The organism is Exiguobacterium sp. s11, from assembly GCF_018619015.1.
Lineage (GTDB): Bacteria > Bacillota > Bacilli > Exiguobacteriales > Exiguobacteriaceae > Exiguobacterium_A > Exiguobacterium_A indicum.
The window spans coordinates 252134-269116 of record NZ_JACSNF010000002.1 but is presented as its reverse complement, the minus strand read 5'-3'; the positions used below and the strand labels follow the sequence as shown (position 1 = coordinate 269116).

Annotated in this window: 15 protein-coding genes and 2 other annotated features; of the genes, 2 read left to right on the top strand and 13 right to left on the bottom strand. The window is 49.4% G+C overall.

Going from position 1 to position 16983, the window contains the following annotated elements; all coding sequences use genetic code 11:
• From KNQ12_RS09015 to KNQ12_RS08970, 10 genes are all read right to left on the bottom strand, one after another.
• Positions 1–567, bottom strand: coding sequence for an anthranilate synthase component II (locus tag KNQ12_RS09015; protein WP_035398279.1), 567 nt, complete (start codon positions 565–567; stop codon positions 1–3).
• A complete protein-coding gene (gene trpE, locus KNQ12_RS09010; RefSeq protein ID WP_214747630.1) occupies positions 564–1958 on the bottom strand; it encodes an anthranilate synthase component I in 1395 nt (464 codons plus the stop codon). Before trpE ends, KNQ12_RS09015 begins: the two co-directional genes overlap by 4 nt.
• 51 nt (positions 1959–2009) lie before the next feature.
• Positions 2010–2258 (bottom strand) — a binding site (T-box leader).
• A gap of 65 nt (positions 2259–2323) precedes the next feature.
• Positions 2324–2575 (bottom strand) — a binding site (T-box leader).
• Between the two features lie 56 nt (positions 2576–2631).
• Positions 2632–3900, bottom strand: coding sequence for a dihydrolipoamide acetyltransferase family protein (locus tag KNQ12_RS09005; protein ID WP_214747626.1), 1269 nt, complete (start codon positions 3898–3900; stop codon positions 2632–2634).
• A gap of 14 nt (positions 3901–3914) precedes the next feature.
• Positions 3915–4898, bottom strand: coding sequence for an alpha-ketoacid dehydrogenase subunit beta (locus KNQ12_RS09000; RefSeq protein ID WP_023467596.1), 984 nt, complete (start codon positions 4896–4898; stop codon positions 3915–3917).
• Positions 4895–5908: a thiamine pyrophosphate-dependent dehydrogenase E1 component subunit alpha gene (locus KNQ12_RS08995; protein ID WP_023467595.1), complete on the bottom strand. Its 1014-nt coding sequence runs from the start codon at positions 5906–5908 to the stop codon at positions 4895–4897. Before KNQ12_RS08995 ends, KNQ12_RS09000 begins: the two co-directional genes overlap by 4 nt.
• Positions 5909–5921: 13 nt before the next feature.
• The gene (lpdA, locus tag KNQ12_RS08990; protein ID WP_029341109.1) at positions 5922–7343 is read right to left on the bottom strand and encodes a dihydrolipoyl dehydrogenase; all 1422 of its coding nucleotides are present in this window, start codon (positions 7341–7343) and stop codon (positions 5922–5924) included.
• A complete protein-coding gene (buk, locus tag KNQ12_RS08985) occupies positions 7313–8416 on the bottom strand; it encodes a butyrate kinase (RefSeq protein ID WP_058265383.1) in 1104 nt (367 codons plus the stop codon). The genes lpdA and buk overlap by 31 nt, the downstream gene beginning before the upstream one ends.
• 16 nt (positions 8417–8432) lie before the next feature.
• Entirely contained in the window at positions 8433–9557 is a 1125-nt protein-coding gene (locus KNQ12_RS08980; RefSeq protein ID WP_023467593.1) for a Leu/Phe/Val dehydrogenase, read from the bottom strand.
• 13 nt (positions 9558–9570) lie between these two features.
• Positions 9571–10491: a phosphate butyryltransferase gene (yqiS, locus tag KNQ12_RS08975; protein WP_041255026.1), complete on the bottom strand. Its 921-nt coding sequence runs from the start codon at positions 10489–10491 to the stop codon at positions 9571–9573.
• Between the two features lie 144 nt (positions 10492–10635).
• A complete protein-coding gene (locus KNQ12_RS08970; protein WP_058713638.1) occupies positions 10636–12291 on the bottom strand; it encodes a sigma 54-interacting transcriptional regulator in 1656 nt (551 codons plus the stop codon).
• A gap of 122 nt (positions 12292–12413) precedes the next feature.
• Here KNQ12_RS08970 and KNQ12_RS08965 point away from each other — a divergent pair, with 122 nt between their 5' ends.
• Complete coding sequence (locus tag KNQ12_RS08965; protein WP_058265115.1) at positions 12414–12668, top strand: DUF2627 family protein; 255 nt, start codon at positions 12414–12416, stop codon at positions 12666–12668.
• A gap of 675 nt (positions 12669–13343) precedes the next feature.
• The gene (locus tag KNQ12_RS08960) at positions 13344–13922 is read left to right on the top strand and encodes a dihydrofolate reductase family protein (protein ID WP_214747622.1); all 579 of its coding nucleotides are present in this window, start codon (positions 13344–13346) and stop codon (positions 13920–13922) included.
• 36 nt (positions 13923–13958) lie between these two features.
• Here the strand turns inward: KNQ12_RS08960 and spo0A are convergent, their stop codons facing one another.
• The 3 genes from spo0A to ahrC are packed head-to-tail and all read right to left on the bottom strand — an operon-like array spanning position 13959 to position 16853.
• On the bottom strand, positions 13959–14681 hold the full coding sequence (gene spo0A, locus KNQ12_RS08955) for a sporulation transcription factor Spo0A (protein ID WP_035398295.1): 723 nt from the start codon (positions 14679–14681) through the stop codon (positions 13959–13961).
• A gap of 3 nt (positions 14682–14684) precedes the next feature.
• Entirely contained in the window at positions 14685–16391 is a 1707-nt protein-coding gene (recN, locus tag KNQ12_RS08950; protein WP_029341101.1) for a DNA repair protein RecN, read from the bottom strand.
• A 12-nt stretch (positions 16392–16403) separates the two neighbouring features.
• Positions 16404–16853, bottom strand: a complete 450-nt coding sequence (ahrC, locus tag KNQ12_RS08945; RefSeq protein ID WP_023467586.1) for a transcriptional regulator AhrC/ArgR — start codon at positions 16851–16853, stop codon at positions 16404–16406.
• Between the last annotated feature and the right edge of the window lie 130 nt (positions 16854–16983).

The window sequence follows — 16983 nt, the reverse complement described above, 5'->3', positions numbered from 1 at the left end:
TCACTCCTTTGTCAATTCAATGAATCGTTTAATCATCTGCTGTCCTTGTGGTGTTCCGACAGATTCAGGATGAAACTGGATTCCGAAGGTCGGATGCGTCCGGTGCTCGAGTGCCATGATCGTCCGGTCATCCGTTTCTGCTGTGATGACGAGCTCCGTCGGTAAGTCGTTGCGAGCGACGATCAGCGAATGATAGCGCATGACCTCTAACGTTTCCGTCATGTCGTCGAAGAGTTGTCCCGATTGTCGGATCATCGATGTCTTTCCGTGCATGATGACCGGTGCTTCGACGACGCGTCCTCCGAATGCTTCGCCGATTGCCTGATGTCCGAGACAGACACCGAGAATTGGTACTTGACCCGATAATTGACGAATTAGATCGATGCAGATGCCAGCGTCAGCCGGGCGACCGGGACCGGGTGAAAGGATGATGCCGTCTGGTTTCATCTCGCGTAGTTCTTCGATGCTGACCGCATCGTTTCGAATGACGTGAACGTCCGTATAAACGGATGCGTATTGGTATAGGTTATAGGTAAAAGAATCATAATTATCAATTAGGACGATCATTTCCAAACCTCCAGTAGTGATTTCGCTTTGTGTAACGTCTCCTGGTACTCGAGGCGTGGAATCGAGTCGTAGACGATGCCAGCTCCTGCTTGAACAGAAGCGACACCATCCTTGATCACCATCGTCCGGATAGCGAGGGCAAAATCCATATTCCCCCGAACATCGAAATAGCCGACCGCCCCGGCATATACTTCTCGTTTCACCTGCTCGTACTGGTCGATCAACTGCATCGCTCGGATTTTCGGAGCTCCCGTAACCGTCCCTGCCGGTAGACAAGAGACGAGTGCGTCTGCTCCAGTCTTCCCGTCTGCTAACGTACCTTCAACGACCGAGACGAGATGCATAACGTTCTTGAATCGTTCGATTTGCATGAATCGCGTCACCTCGACGGTACCAATTTGGCAAATCCGTCCTAAGTCGTTGCGTCCAAGATCGACAAGCATTCGATGTTCCGCTCGTTCCTTCTCGTCGTGCAGCAACTCTTCTGCTAACCGTCCATCTTCCTCTTTCGTCTTCCCCCGGCGGCGTGTACCGGCAATCGGATTCGTCGTCACACGATTCCCTTTGACTTGGACCAAACTTTCCGGGGAGGCCCCGAGTACGATTGCTTCGCCTAAGTCGATATAGAAGAGATAAGGGCTCGGATTGTCCTTGCGGAGCTTCCGATAAAATTGGAACGGATCACCTGAGAACGTCGCATCAAGTCGTTGCGAGAGAACCAGTTGGAAGACGTCGCCTTGGCGGATGTGTCTCTTCGCTTGTTCGACGAGTCCTTCAAACGTCTCTTGATCCATTAACGGTTCATAGACGACATCCCGGAGTGGACACTCGATGTCCGTTCGCTCCCGTGGTTGCTCAAGTTGCGCTTTCCGTTCTGCTAAACGTTGACGTAATTCATCACGATCAGTGATGCCACCAAGTGACGTTTGAATCAAATGAACACGATGCTCGAGATGATCGAACAGGATGATTTGGTCGTATACGGCGAGCAGCGCGTCCGGTAGTTGGCGCGTTTGTTCCGGAACCGCTCCGAGCGTTTCATAGGCGCGCATCATGTCGTAACTGACATATCCGATCCCACCCGCTAAAAACGGAAGATCTTCTTCAACTCCACCCCGGAGGATCATCTGTTGCATCAGTCGTACTGGATCACCCGTTTCCTGCGTCAATCGACCTGTCGTCAACTGTTCCCGCGTCACTGTCCGTCCCTCTGCGCGAATCATCTCCACCGGATCAACACCGATGATCGAATACCGTCCTTGATCCGTATGCGCAGAACTTTCAAGCAAACATTTCTGTGTTCCGCTCAGTTGTTGAAAAATCATGATTGGCGTCATCTCGTCGCCGTTTAGTTCAAGTTGTTCGATAATAAGTGTGTCTGTCTGAACCATCCCTGTTCGCCTCCTGGAATATAAAAAAGTCCCCCACACAGCGTATGCTGCATGGAGGACGATTATCTCGCGGTGCCACCTCTCGATTGGAACGGTTCGACCGTTCCCACTCTGTCTGATGCGTCTAATAAGAGACATCATAGCCTACGATAACGGGGGCATCCGTCGCGACCTACTTCTTCGTTCAGCCACGCTCTCATGAGACCATTCACGAAACCTCGCCGTACGGAAGTCGCACCATTCTTCCGCTCTCTGAAACGCCGATGTTGTCTCGCTACTTAACTCACTCTACGATTTGTTCGATTCGATTGTTTGTTCGATTCGATTGTATACGAAAAGAGTCTTCTCGCCCATTCATGTAGAACATGAAGGACGGGAAGACCCGCGGTACCACCTTCGTTGACGATGCTGACACCGTCCCCTTTGAAACGAACCGGACCGTTGTCCTGATTCGTCGACCCCGATAACGGGAGGAACCCGTCAGAGCCTACTACCCATTGAAGGGATTCGGTCTGAAGCTCAGAAGGCCATTCGCTTGTTGCCCGATACTGATTCGCACCACCCATCAGCTCTCTTGAATCGTTTCACAAGTTACTTCTCTTCGTCTTTGCTATCGTGTGTTGAATTGATTCTTATATTACGATGCTTATTCTTCCCTGTCAACTGGAAAAACTCAGTATAAGGAAAGTTGGTTCGGATCAATCGATTCGAGCGCTTGTTTGACAGTTTGTAGGAACTGTCCGGCAACGAGTCCGTCGAGCACCCGGTGGTCGATCGACATACAGAGGTTGACCATGTCGCGTGCTGCAAACATGCCGTTCACCCAAACTGGACGTTTGACGATTGATTCAACGGATAGAATCGCCGACTGCGGGAAGTTAAGGATCGGTGCTGATTGGATTGAACCGAATGAGCCCGTATTGTTAACCGTAAACGTCCCGCCCTGCATCTCTGCAGACGACAACGTGCCGGCTTGTGCCCGTTTCCCGAAGTCATCAATCGCGCGTGCAATCCCCTTGATGCTTAGTTCATCCGTATTCTTGACGACTGGTACGAACAGAGCGTCCTGCGTCGCGACAGCAAGTGATAGGTTGATCGCTTTCTTTTGAATGATCTTATCTCCCGCCCATGTCGAGTTCATGATTGGATGTTTCTTCAATCCTTCGACTGTCGCCTTCATGAAGAATGGTAAGAACGTCAATTTGACCCCTTCTTGTTTGAAGAACGCATCTTTATGACGATTACGTGCTTCGACTAAGTTCGTGACATCGACTTCGATCATCAACCAAGCATGTGGCGCTTCGTGCTTCGCGCGAACCATGTTCGAAGCGATTGCTTGACGCACACCGGCAGTCGGAATCTCGATGTCGCCTGTTTCCGTCGGTTGTGGTGCAATGACCGGACGTTTTGGTGCGGGTGGTGCTTCTGCCGGAGGCGCTACCGGAGCCGCTTGCGCTTCCGGTTTTGGTTCCGTTGCTTGTGATGTCGGGATCGATCCAGACTCGATCAATTTCAAGAGATCTTTCCGGGTAATCCGGCCGCCCGCTCCCGTTCCCGTCACTTGTTCAAGATCAATGCCGTGTTCGCCTGATAATTTCAAGACCGCTGGTGAATAGCGTTTTTTCATCGATGTATCAGCCGACGTCGTCTCTTCGACAGCTGGCACTTCTTGTTCGGTCGCCGCGACTTCCGTTGATCCGCCGCTGACTTGCATCGTGACGATCGCGTCACCGACTTGCAACGTATCGCCTTCTTCTGCAAGTAGTTTTTCAATCACACCATCAAACGAAGATGGGACTTCTGCCGTTACCTTATCGGTAATGACTTCTGCAATCGGATCATATTTTTTGACAGTATCGCCCGGTTTGACAAGCCACATCGAAATCGTTCCTTCAGTAACACTTTCCCCGAGTTGTGGCATCGTAAGTGTTTCAGTCTTCATCGGTCAGTTCCCCCTTAGTATGCGTGTAACGTCCGGATTTTATCTTCAATTTTCTCGCTTGAGATGTTGAAGAACTTCTCCATCGTCGGAGCGTATGGCATCGCTGGGACGTCTGGACCACAGAGTCGTTCGATTGGTGCATCGAGATCGAACAATGCTTCTTCTGCAATGATCGCCGACACTTCACTCATGACGCTACCTTCTTTATTGTCTTCCGTGACGAGCAAGACTTTCCCCGTCTTTTTCGCTGCTTCGACGACTGCTTCGCGGTCGATTGGATAGACGGTCCGCAAGTCAAGGATGTGGACATCGATTCCGTCTTTTTCAAGGCGTGTTGCTGCCTCAAGTGCCATATGAACACATAGCCCATAAGTGATGATCGTCACGTCTTCGCCCTCACGCTTGACGTCTGCTTTACCGATTTCGACCGTATAGTCGCCTTCAGGAACATCCCCTTTTAACAGACGATAGCCTCGTTTGTGCTCAAAGAACAAGACCGGATCATTCGAACGAATCGCTGCCTTTAGCAATCCTTTTGCGTCATATGGATTCGATGGGATGACAATTTTCAGACCAGGCGTCGAGTTGAACATCGCTTCGACCGACTGAGAATGATAAAGTGCCCCGTGAATACCACCGCCGAACGGTGCGCGGATGACGATCGGACACGTCCAGTCATTGTTCGAACGGTACCGAATCTTCGCTGCTTCACTGACGATTTGGTTGACCGCTGGCATGATGAAGTCAGCGAATTGCATTTCAGCAATCGGACGCATGCCGTACATCGCAGCTCCAATTCCGACACCGGCAATCGCACTCTCAGCGAGTGGTGCATCGATGACCCGTTCTTCTCCGAATTGTTCGAGCAATCCTTGGGTCGCCCGGAAAACACCACCACGGACACCGACGTCTTCGCCGAGGATGAAGACGGACTCGTCGCGTTCCATCTCTTCTTTGATTGCACTATTGATCGCTTCGATTAAACTTAACGTCGTCATTTCGTTTCCTCCTCGTCGTACACGTAACGTAATGCATTTTCTGGCGCATCGTAAGCCGCTGCTTCCGCATAAGCCGTTGCTTCATCGACTTCTTTCTCCATCGCTTGTTCGATTTCAGTCGCTGATTCTTCCGTCAGGACGCCCATTTCAATCAAACGCGCACGGAAGAGTTTGATCCCGTCACGTGCTTTTAAGGCATCGAGTTCTTCAGCAGAACGGTACGATTTATCGTCATCATCGGATGAGTGTGGCACGAGGCGTTCGACTTCAACTTCGATCAAGGTCGGACCTTCTCCCCGTAATCCGCGCTCACGTGCTTCCTTGACGACTTTGTAGACAGCGAGTGGATCGATGCCATCTACCGTATAGCCAGGCATTCCGTAGCCGATTGCCCGATCAGCGACGTGTTTCGCCGACAGCTGTTTCGAAAGTGGTGTCGAGATCGCGTATTTATTGTTTTCACAGAACAAGATGACCGGAAGCTTGTGAATTCCGGCGAAGTTCGCCCCTTCATGAAAGTCTCCTTGGTTTGAAGAGCCCTCTCCGAACGAGACGTAAGCAACGAGTGGTTCCTTACGCATCTTCGCAGCAAGTGCGATCCCGACAGCATGTGGGACTTGTGTCGTGACCGGACTTGAACCCGTGACGATGTTCAAGGCACGTGAACCATAGTGTCCTGGCATTTGACGACCACCTGAGTTCGGATCTTCTGCCTTTGCGAATGCCGACAGCATGATATCGCGTGACGTTTGACCAAAGTGCAAGACGACGCCTAAATCACGGTAATACGGCAAAATGTAGTCCGTTCCTTTTTCAAGGGCGAACGCTGCACCGACTTGAGCCGCTTCTTGTCCTTGACATGAGACGAGGAAGGGAATTTTACCCGCTCGGTTCAACTTCCACATCCGTTCGTCGATCTTCCGCGCACGGACCATCGTTTCGAACATCTGAATCGCGTCCTGTTCCGTTAATCCGAGTTCTACTAATTCTTTGAATTCTATTTTTTCCATCCGTAATTCCTCCTTAGGCGTGAACCGCGAGTCCGTCGACGGCAAGTGCTGCTTCACCGAATGCTTCTGACAAGGCCGGGTGCGGATGCACGAGCTGTCCGACTTCCCATGCCGTTGCATTGAGTACGAGCGCTAATCCACCTTCACTGATCAGTTCCGTTGCTTTTGGTCCGACGATGTGAACGCCGACGAGATCATCTGTCTTCGCATCGGAGACGAGCTTGATGAAGCCTGCCGCCTCTCCTTCGATCCGCGCTTTCCCTAATCCATTGAACGAGAAGCTCCCTACCTTGACGTCCATTCCGGCACGTTTTGCTTCGTCTTCCGTCAAACCGACCGATGCCGCTTCCGGTACGCTGTAGATACAACGTGGTACGAACGCATATTCAAGTGGTGTCGTCGTTCCGTTTACGATCGCCTCGACCGCTTTGACACCTTCTGCTGACGCGACGTGCGCCAGTTGTAAGCGACCGATGACATCTCCGATCGCATAGATATGTTGATCCTTCGTCCGGAAATGGTCATCTACTTGGATGAAGCCATTTTCGACGACGATATTCGTGTTTTCGATCCCGATGCCTTCGACGTTCGCCATTCGACCGATCGCGACGAGCAACTTATCCGCTTCAAGCGTCGTTTGTTCTCCATTACGGTCAATCGCGATCGAGACACCGTCTTCTGACATCCGGAATGTGTCACTTTGTGCAGCTGCGCCGGTATGAATCTTGACGCCCCGCTTTTTCAGTTGACGGGCGACTTCACGACTGACTGCCGCATCTTCCGTCGGTAAAATCCGATCGCTGAATTCAACGACCGTTACTGCGACGTCAAAATCCGTCAACATCGATGCCCATTCGACACCGATGACGCCACCACCAATGATGACGATCGATTTTGGCAAATCTGCCATATCGAGTGCATCATCCGAACTGAGGACATACTCTGAATCAAAAGCAAGTCCGTTCAATGGACGTGGACGTGACCCTGTCGCGACGATCAATTGACGCGGAAGGATCAACTCACCTTCGCCTTCTTCCGGTTCGACGCTGATCGTTCCCGGCATCGGTGAAAAGATACTTGGTCCAAGAATCGAACCCCGACCATGAAAGACTTCAATCTTTCCTTTTTTCATCAGGTGCTGAATGCCTGCTTCTAATCCATCTACGATCTCTTGTTTACGTTGTTTGACCTGTTCGAATCGTAAAAACGATTCCGGTACGTCCACGCCATATGTAGCAGCGTGTTTGACCGTCTGATAGACTGCTGCTGATTTCAAAAAGGCTTTAGATGGGATACAGCCACGATGTAAGCATGTCCCGCCTAATTTTCCTTGTTCCACGATTGCTACCGACTTCCCGGCTTGTGCCGCACGGATCGCGGCGACATATCCACCGGGTCCGCCACCTAGGACAACGACGTCGAATTCTCTAGCCATGTTGGTTCGCCTCCATATTCCTTAACTTCTTCTTCCCCACGTAAGACACGCAACACTCCTTCTGCGAGCGCCTGCAACTCATCTTCACCAGGACTACGTACGACTTGACCGAGGTGGGCGATGCGTTCTTCGATCGCACGCGTCAACCGATCACTATAGGCAAGTCCGCCTGTTAGGATGATCGCGTCGATCTGACCGAACAAGACGGCACTTTGACCAGCTATCTCTTTTGCGACCCGGTACGCCATCGCGTCATATAACAACGCCGCTTTTTCGTCGCCTTCTTCAATCCGGCGCTCGATCTCGATCGCGTCAAACGTTCCCAAGTGCGCGACAAGTCCGCCTGACCCAACGACCAGACGCTTCATCTCTTCAAGTTTATACTTGGTACTATAACATAGTTCTACTAGTTGACCAACAGGTAGCGATCCGCTGCGTTCTGGCGAAAACGGTCCTTCTCCATCGAGCCCGTTGTTGACATCGATGACACGCCCCTCTTGGTGCGCACCGACCGTAATCCCGCCGCCCATGTGTGCGATGATCAGGCGCAGTTCCTCATAGGGACGCCCGATTTCCTTCGCGTACCGCTTCGCGACAGCTTTTTGATTCAAAGCATGGAAAATACTCTTTCGTTCAAGTTCAGGTAAGCCTGTAATCCGCGCAATCGGCTCGAGTTCGTCAACGACGACTGGATCAACGATGAACGATGGGATATCGAGTGTCCGAGCAATCTCATCAGCGAGGAGTCCGCCGAGGTTCGAGGCATGGACGCCAAAAATACCGCTGAGTAAGTCTTCTCGCATTTCCCGGTTAACTGCGTACGTACCGCTGACGAGCGGTCGGAGTAACCCACCGCGTCCTACGACTGCAGTAAGCGCTTTCAAATCAATCTGTTCTTCAGCTAACACTTCGAGTAACACATGACGACGCATCTCCAGCTGCGCTGGAAGCGGTCCTCCGACCGCCTCCGCTGGATGGCGTAACGTCTTCGTGAACACCTGATTCGTCCCTTCGAAGATACCAATCTTCGTCGACGTCGAACCGGGATTGATCGTTAAAATACGTTCGCTCATGGATATCCTCCTCTGATCAGCCCCGTGATCCTAGAATGTTTTTATCACGACGCAGGAACTGGCTGCGGGCACTACGCATCGTCGCAATGCGCTCTTCTGCCATTTTCTCAGCCGCACGGTATGTCGGTAAATGATCGCGTTTTGCGATTTCGAACACTTTCGTGACCGCATCGTAGACGAGTTCAACTTTTTTCATGGCACGATCACGGTTGTATCCATCGAGTTCATCGGCAACGTTGATGACACCACCAGCATTGATGACGAAGTCTGGTACGTATAAAATATCGCGTTCTTCGAGCATGTCACCGTGACGGTCTTCTTTGAGTTGGTTATTTGCTGCACCGGCGATGATCTTGACTTTCAATTGTGGAATCGTCTCGTCGTTCAATGTCGCACCGAGGGCACATGGTGCAAAGATATCTGCTTCGACACTGTAGATGTCTTCTGGTGCGACGATCAAGGCACCGAATGCTTCTTCTGCACGTTGAAGTGCTTCTTGATTGATGTCTGTGACGATCAGTTTCGCCCCTTCTTCATGTAAATGACGGCATAGATTAAAGGCAACGTTACCGACACCTTGGATCGCAATCGTTTTTCCACCAAGTGAATCTGTTCCGTACACTTCTTTTGCCGCTGCTTTCATTCCACGATAGACACCGTATGCCGTAACCGGTGATGGGTTACCACTTGATCCGAATGCTGGGCTGACACCAGTAACGAAATCTGTCTCCATGTGGATGTAATCCATGTCTGCAACTGTCGTATTGACATCTTCTGCTGTGATGTAACGACCGTTCAGTGACTGGACGTAACGTCCGAATGCCCGGAAGAGTGCTTCTGACTTTTGTGTCTTCGCATCGCCGATGATGACAGCTTTACCACCACCAAGGTTCAACCCAGCGGCTGCGTTCTTATACGTCATTCCTTTTGATAAACGGAGCGCATCAATCAATGCCTCTTCGTCTGATGCATAGTTCCACATGCGAAGTCCACCGAGTGCCGGTCCGAGTGTCGTGTCATGAATCGCAATGATTGCTTTTAATCCTGATACTTTATCGTGGCAAAAAACGACTTGTTCGTAATCTTCCATCTCCATTGTTTCAAAGATGCTGAAGCGTGACTCTACGTTTGTTTCGACCATTTTAAGTTCCTCCTCAGATTGTTTGTTTTACTTTTTTCGTCTGTTGGGCATTTAACAGCGCAAAGGCTAGTGAGTACATTTTTGCTTCTGCTGTATCGGCACGGCTAGTCAAAACGACTGGCGCCCGCGCTCCGACGAGAATCGCCGCAACCGAGGCATGTGCGAAATACATGAGTGATTTGTAGATGACGTTTCCGACTTCAATTTGCGGAACGACGAGTAAATCCGCCTGACCTGCTACGTCTCCCGTTAGCCCTTTTTGCTGGGCAGCGACGAGATTTACGGCATTGTCGAGTGCGAGTGGTCCGTCTACAAGGCAATCCTTGATTTGACCACGTCGGTTCATTTGTGTTAGCAGAGCGGCATCAATCGTTGCCTGCATCGTTGGATTGACGACTTCGACAGCTGCTAAGACTGCGACTTTTGGTAAGCCGTATCCAAGCGCTCGTAAGGCGGAGACACCGTTTTCGATGATCTTCACTTTGTCTTCGAGTGTCGGTTGGATGTGAATCGCTGCATCGGTTAATCCGATTGCTGATTCACGCCCCGGTACTTCGAACAAGGCGACATGCGACAAGACATTCCCTGAACGCAGACCCGTTTCTTTGTTCAAGACAGCTTTCATGAACGTTGCTGTCGGAACAAGACCTTTCATCAAGACGCTCGCATCCCCTTTGCGAACGGCATGAGCGGCACGCTCTGCCGCTTCTTGTGATGTAGAAGTGTGCGTGATCACGAACTGTGACTCTCGTAATGCTCGTTTTTGAATCATCTGCTGAATCCGTGTCGCATCCCCGAACAAATGAAAACGTGCTAAATCGTTCTCAATTGCTAATGCGACAGCATCCATCACTTCTTCGTCATCCGCAGCTGCAATCGCAACGACGGAATCTTCGAGTCGAGCTGCCTGCTCGACCATTTCACTGAATCTCACCGTATTCCCCCCTCACCTGTCATACATAAATAGTAATAGCAATTTTCGTGCCAATTCAAAAGAGACGGTAGGTTAAGCAAGAACGTCTTTAATTTTGCACGCTTTTGCATTTTTTGCAATATATTGCACGCAAAAATTTGCGCTTCACGAATAGATGTTAAATCGTTCCACTTTGTAATAAAGTGCCCGAAGAGAAATTCCGAGTTGTTTCGCCGCTTCTGTTTTGTTGCCATTAAAGGCAGTAAGCGCTTCCCGAATCAACCGTTCTTCGACGTGTGACATCTCGTCCGATAAATGCTTGATTTCCTTTTTCTGTCTCGTCGTGACTTTCGTTGTTTGTGGCACGACAAGCTGAAGATGACCTTTTCGCAAGACGGTTTCTGTTTTATCCGTAAAAATCAACGCGCGACCGATGACATTTTCAAGCTCGCGGACATTTCCTTTCCACGGTTGCTTCTTCATTGCTTCAAGTACATCATCTGAGATCCGTCCGACCGATCGTCCATAACTTTGATTCAATTTACGGAGTAAGTGCAAGGTCAATGGTGCGATATCATCCGGTCGCTCACGTAGTGCCGGTATGTGAATCGGTAAACGATTGATCCGGTAGTAGAGATCTTCTCGGAACTCATTCATGATGATCTTTTGCTCTAGATTCGCATTCGTCGCCGCGATAATCCGGACATCGACTGGAATCGCCTTCGTCCCACCGACGCGAACGACTTCATTTTCCTGTAACACCCGTAATAGTTTGGCCTGGACGTCGAGTGGTAGTTCGCCAATCTCATCTAAGAATAGCGAACCCCCGTGTGCTTCTTCGAAATATCCCCGCTTCCCACCACGTCGCGCTCCTGAGAACGCGCCTTCCTCGTACCCGAATAGTTCACTTTCGAGTAACGTCGGTGCGATTGCCGCACAGTTGACGCGGACGAATTGTTCATATTTACGTTCGCTCGCTGCATGGATCGCATGTGCAAACAATTCCTTGCCGGTTCCGGATTCACCGCGAATCAAGACGTTGACGGGCATCGTTGCCGCAAGCTTTGCTTGATCGACGACGAAGCGCATCGCTTCACTCTCAGCGATGATATCGTCAAAAGTATATTTGGCTTCGAGCGTCCGGATTTTTTGGCGCGCTGCCTTCAATTCTTTGGCGAGTGCCTTCATTTCCGAAATATCCCGAATGACCCCAACGGAACCGCGGACTTGTCCATCGACGATGACGGGTGCCGCATTGACAATGATATCACGTTGATCTTGCCCGATCTTCATGCGAACATCCCGCACGTTCTCGCCCGTATTCAAGACTTTCAAATGAACGGATTCCTGCATTCCGATATCGGCACTTGCCGGTTTTCCGACGACGTCTCGCTCCGTGAAACCAGTCATACGCGTATATGCTGGATTGATCAGCATCGTCTGTCCGTCTTGATCGGCGACGGAAATCGCCTCGCTCGTACAATGAATGATTGCTTCGAGCATTTTCTCTTTTTCAGTCAATCGCTCAAGCAACACTCTGACGAATTCACCCGGTAAGACCGCCGCTCCCGGAAAATCATGAATCAATTGCTCAAGTACGCCAGTTTCTCCTGTAGCGTCAATGATGAAATCGACATCAGCTCCTTCAAAAGCTGACCAATTCGTTTCGATCTGAATGTCCGCACGCCGTGCAAGCGCCACCCCAGGCGCCTCCATGTTTGGATCGACGAGACCGATGACCGTTAATAATGGTGAACGTTGAAACGCATGTAGGACTTCTGTTCCCCCTTGACCAGCCCCGACGACGAGTAGATGATGCATATGAATTCCCCCTTTGAAACTGCTTACATTTCTATCGTACTCGGAATAAAATAGGGAAGCAAACCCGATTCGCAGAACGATCGATTTTTTGATACAATACGCTTGGAAAGGAGTGGCGTCCTATGCGTATCATTGGTTTGCTCTCATTATTAATCCCCGGCATCATCGGCGCGATTGGTATTAAGCTCATGCGTGATAGTGTTTTTCTAATTGCGCAAGTGCCGTTTAAATACTTAGGCGATGCGGCTTACGTATATGTACTGCAAGGTCTCGTTGGTTTGGTTCTTGCGATGGGTGGCATTGGATTTGTCGCAGGATATGTCTTTTATCGCGATCGAAAACGTGGAAAAGTCTCCGACCGCTATCAAAAAAAATGAACACAGAAAAAGGTCCCCATCTCTTGAATTCATTTCAAGCGCGGGACCTTTTACTCGTATAAAATTGGTTTCACTTACGGATGAACTCCTCTCATAGTTAGAACTATTCGTGTACTCCAAAACCTTAGGTGTTCCTCTTAATGAAGAGGTAGAAAGAAATCAGATCTGGCTATCGGGCTAACGATAGAATGGTGTTTCAGTTCCATCATCTGACTGTACTCGGGACCTAGGTGGAGCGTAATGTCATCCGCTTGAAGCAGTCAAACATTCGGTTGCTAACAATCACTGCTAGACAACACTCCTTTTCACGAACTGTACTTTTCATTTTAGACGATCCGTTACCTTCCACTTTTCCCTAGCTTCGAAATCATGGAAGCTCCCATTCATTCGAGATTTCCCATCTAGAATGAACAAGATACCTTGGTACGACTTCTACCAAGAGAATGTCGTCCGGCATTCTTGAGCCATTTACAGTTGGCGTTCTGAGATGATGTTCATCAACAGGATTTCCGGAGTCCTTGTCGACTCGACGTTCATCTGACGTCTTGCCAAATCATTTGGTACCTTTATTATAACAAACATTTCAGTTTATGCAATATTTATTTGCAAGCGCTTTTATATATTTTTAACTTTGCGGTATGCTATAAGCAGAACGTAATCGAAAGGAGATCTTTCATGCGAAAAATCATCGTATTCGAACATCTATCGTTAGACGGTGTCGTTCAAGAACCGAGCGGAAAGAATGAGGATGTGAGCAACGACTTCGAACAGGGTGGATGGACTGCTCCATTTCAGCATCCTGAGATCGGTCAGGTCATCCGTGGATGGATGCAAGAGGATTGCGCCCTGTTACTCGGTCGCGCGACTTACGAGCAATGGTCGAGTTACTGGCCACTCCATGCCGATATCTGGCCAGTTGCCGATCGTGCCATGAAGTATGTTTCTACGCGTCATACACCACCTATTCGTTGGCAGCCGACGACATATTTGAATCAACCGACTTCTGAACTAACACGCTTGAAACAACAGGACGGACCACCGCTTCACGTCTGGGGTAGTAGTCAACTCGTTCATACGCTTTATGAAGCTGATCTGATCGATGAACTTCGATTGATCCACTATCCAGTCATCGTTGGTTCTGGTAAACGTCTATTTCCCGACAACGGAATGACGCCTCTTACTTGGAACGTCACGAAACGACACACGTTTGATAACGGCGTGTTGATCGCTTGCTATGAGCGGGATCGGAACTAAAAACACACCGTCTATCCATCAGACGGTGTGTTTCCTTTAACCAGATTGTTCTTGATTCATATGACTTGAAACATACGAGATGAATTCCGAGTTCTTCGGACTTTTCTCTTGTTCGATTCGACCATTGAAGAGCTCGTGCTGTTGCATTCCTTCGTTCCAAGCGGACTTGATGGCGTGACGCATCGCTCGTTCGACGCGAGATGCCGTCGTTTGATGTTTTTTCGCAATCGTCGGATAGAGTTCCTTTGTGATCAATCCAAGTAAATCTTCCCGTTCTAGCACCATTAAGACAGCGTCCTTCAAATACGTGAAGCCTTTAATATGCGGAGCAATCCCCACTTCTCGAAGTGTCGTACCGACTTTTAAATCAATCGTTTCGACGATCGGTGCTTGTCCTTGATTCGTCACGAGACGAATTTTTTGAACAAGCTGATCCATGCTGAACGGTTTAAGTAAGAAGTACGATGCTCCGAGGGTGACCGCCTGTTGCGAGACCTCGTCTTTACCGAAGGCACTCAACATGATGACAGCAGGGTTCTTCTTTTTCTTCATCAATTCTTCGAGAACACCAAGCCCATCTAAATGAGGCATGATGATGTCGAGGAGCAATACATCCACTTCGTGTTCTTTCATGCGTTCGAGACAACTCTCGCCATTGTAGGCGACGCAAACGACTTCCATGTCTTCTTGCGCAGAGATATGCTGGCGAATCAGTTCGACCATTTCGCGATTATCATCTGCTATCCCGACTTTAATCAATCCTTACACCCCATTTTTAAGCGATTCTTTCATCGTCTTCGCCTGATCCATCAATTCCTCGGCATGGCGTAACGTCAAATCCGTCATATGTGCACCGGAAATCATCCGTCCAAGTTCGTTTCCTCGGTCTGACTGAGACAAGACATTGACCTGTGTCGTCGTACGATCCGTCTCTTCAATCTTCCGAATATAGAGATGTTGATCAGCCATCGAAGCGACTTGCGGTAAGTGCGTAATACAGAGTACTTGTCCGTCTACTGACAAACGATAGATTTTTTCAGCCATCGCTTGTGCGACACGACCCGATACTCCTGTATCGACTTCATCGAAAATGATCGAAGCGACTCCGACCGAGCGCGAGAAGATTGACTTCAATCCGAGCATGATACGAGATAACTCCCCGCCCGATGCGACTTTTCCGAGCGACTTGAATGGCTCTCCCGCATTCGTCATGATGAAGAACTCTACTTGGTCGATCCCGTTCTTGCGTAGCATCGGTGTCTTCCCGTCTTGAAGAAAACGAATTTCAAACCGTGCTTTCTCCATGTAGAGCTCACGCAATTCTAGATGAATCGCTTCGCTTAATTGAACTGCCGCTTTTCGACGCTGTTGCGAGAGTCGACCACCTATATCAAACAATTCGCCTTCGAGCTGTTCGACTTCGGCTTTTAATCGTTCAATCCGTTCATCTCGATTCGTCATCGTATCGAGTTCAACTCGAATCTTCTCCCCATACGCGATGACTTCCTCGATTGTCGCCCCGTATTTTCGTTTCAGCTGTTGAAAGACCGATAGACGTTGTTCGATCTCATCGAGTCGATTGGAATCAAACTCAAGTGTTTCGAGTTGATCTCGAATCGCATACCCGACTTCTTCCAGTCCATAAAAAGCGCTTGCGATCGCGTCACTCTGTTGCGAAAACTGTTCATCGATGCTTGATGCTTGCTGTAATTCACGCATCGCGTCTCCAACAGAGTCGATGCCGCGCATCTCATCATGCAAAGCATCATACGCTGTCTTTAACGATGCATATAACTTCTCGAAATTCGCGAGACGATTTCGTTCGACGAGCAACTCATCTTCCTCATGTGCTCGAAGTTTTGCGCCTTCAATCTCTTCTGTCTGAAACGATAGTAGATCGATCCGTTGAGCGAGTTCTTGCTCACTTTGCGCGAGCGATTGCAGCGCCGTCCGTTTTTCTTCATACGCTTGATAACCGGACTGGTAGGCTTGAAGGAGCGGCGCAATCGTCTCTTGCGCGAAGTCATCGAGAATCGCTTGATGATACGTACTGTCCATTAAATGCTGATGTTCATGTTGCCCGTGCATGTCGACGAGGACACGCCCGAACTCACGTAAGATCGTCAGTGTGACCAGCTTATTGTTGACGCGACAGACACTTTTCCCGGTCGCGAACAGATCACGTCGTAAGATGATCAATCCATCTTCGATATCGATACCATACTCTTCTGCAAGACCATAGACGAGATGGTCGTCTTCAATCAGAAACAATCCTTCTAGTTCCGCCCGATCTTCCCCGTATCGAACGAATTCCGCGGATCCACGTCCACCAATCAATAAACCGATCGCGTCGAGAACGATCGATTTACCGGCACCTGTTTCCCCAGTCAAGACGGTCATTCCTTTTTTAAAGTCGATCTGTAGCTCGTCAATGATCGCAAATTGTTTGATCGATAATTCAGCTAGCATCCTGTCAACTCCTTACAGCATTTCTAAAATTCGTTCGGTCACTTCTTTCGCTTGTTCCTCACTTCGTGCGATCAATAGGATCGTATCGTCCCCACACACCGTGCCAAGCAGTTCGTTCCAGCTCAAATGGTCCAGTAAGACGGCGACTGCGTTCGCATTTCCCGGCAGGACATGCATGACAATCAGATTTTGAGCAGAATCAATCGAGATGAAGCTGTCACCGAGCAGACGCCGCAATTTCCCGAGTGGGTTGAAGCGTTGGTCGGCGGGTAAGCTGTATTTATAACGTCCATCATTCAACGGAACCTTAACGAGATGAAGTTCCTTGATATCTCGTGATACCGTTGCCTGTGTCACCTTATATCCTGCATTCCGTAATTCCTCTACCAATTCATCTTGGGTTTCTACTTCCGACTGGGTGATGATCTCCCGAATCTTAATCAACCGTTGCCCCTTTGTCATTCCTGCACCTCACAGTATTCTTCGATGTTACTATTGTAATCCAATAAATCATTAAAAGTCCACGTTTGCCATTTTATTATACGGTTTTCGTCGCTCCGAACAACAATGAGGACGGACCCATGAACCGGAT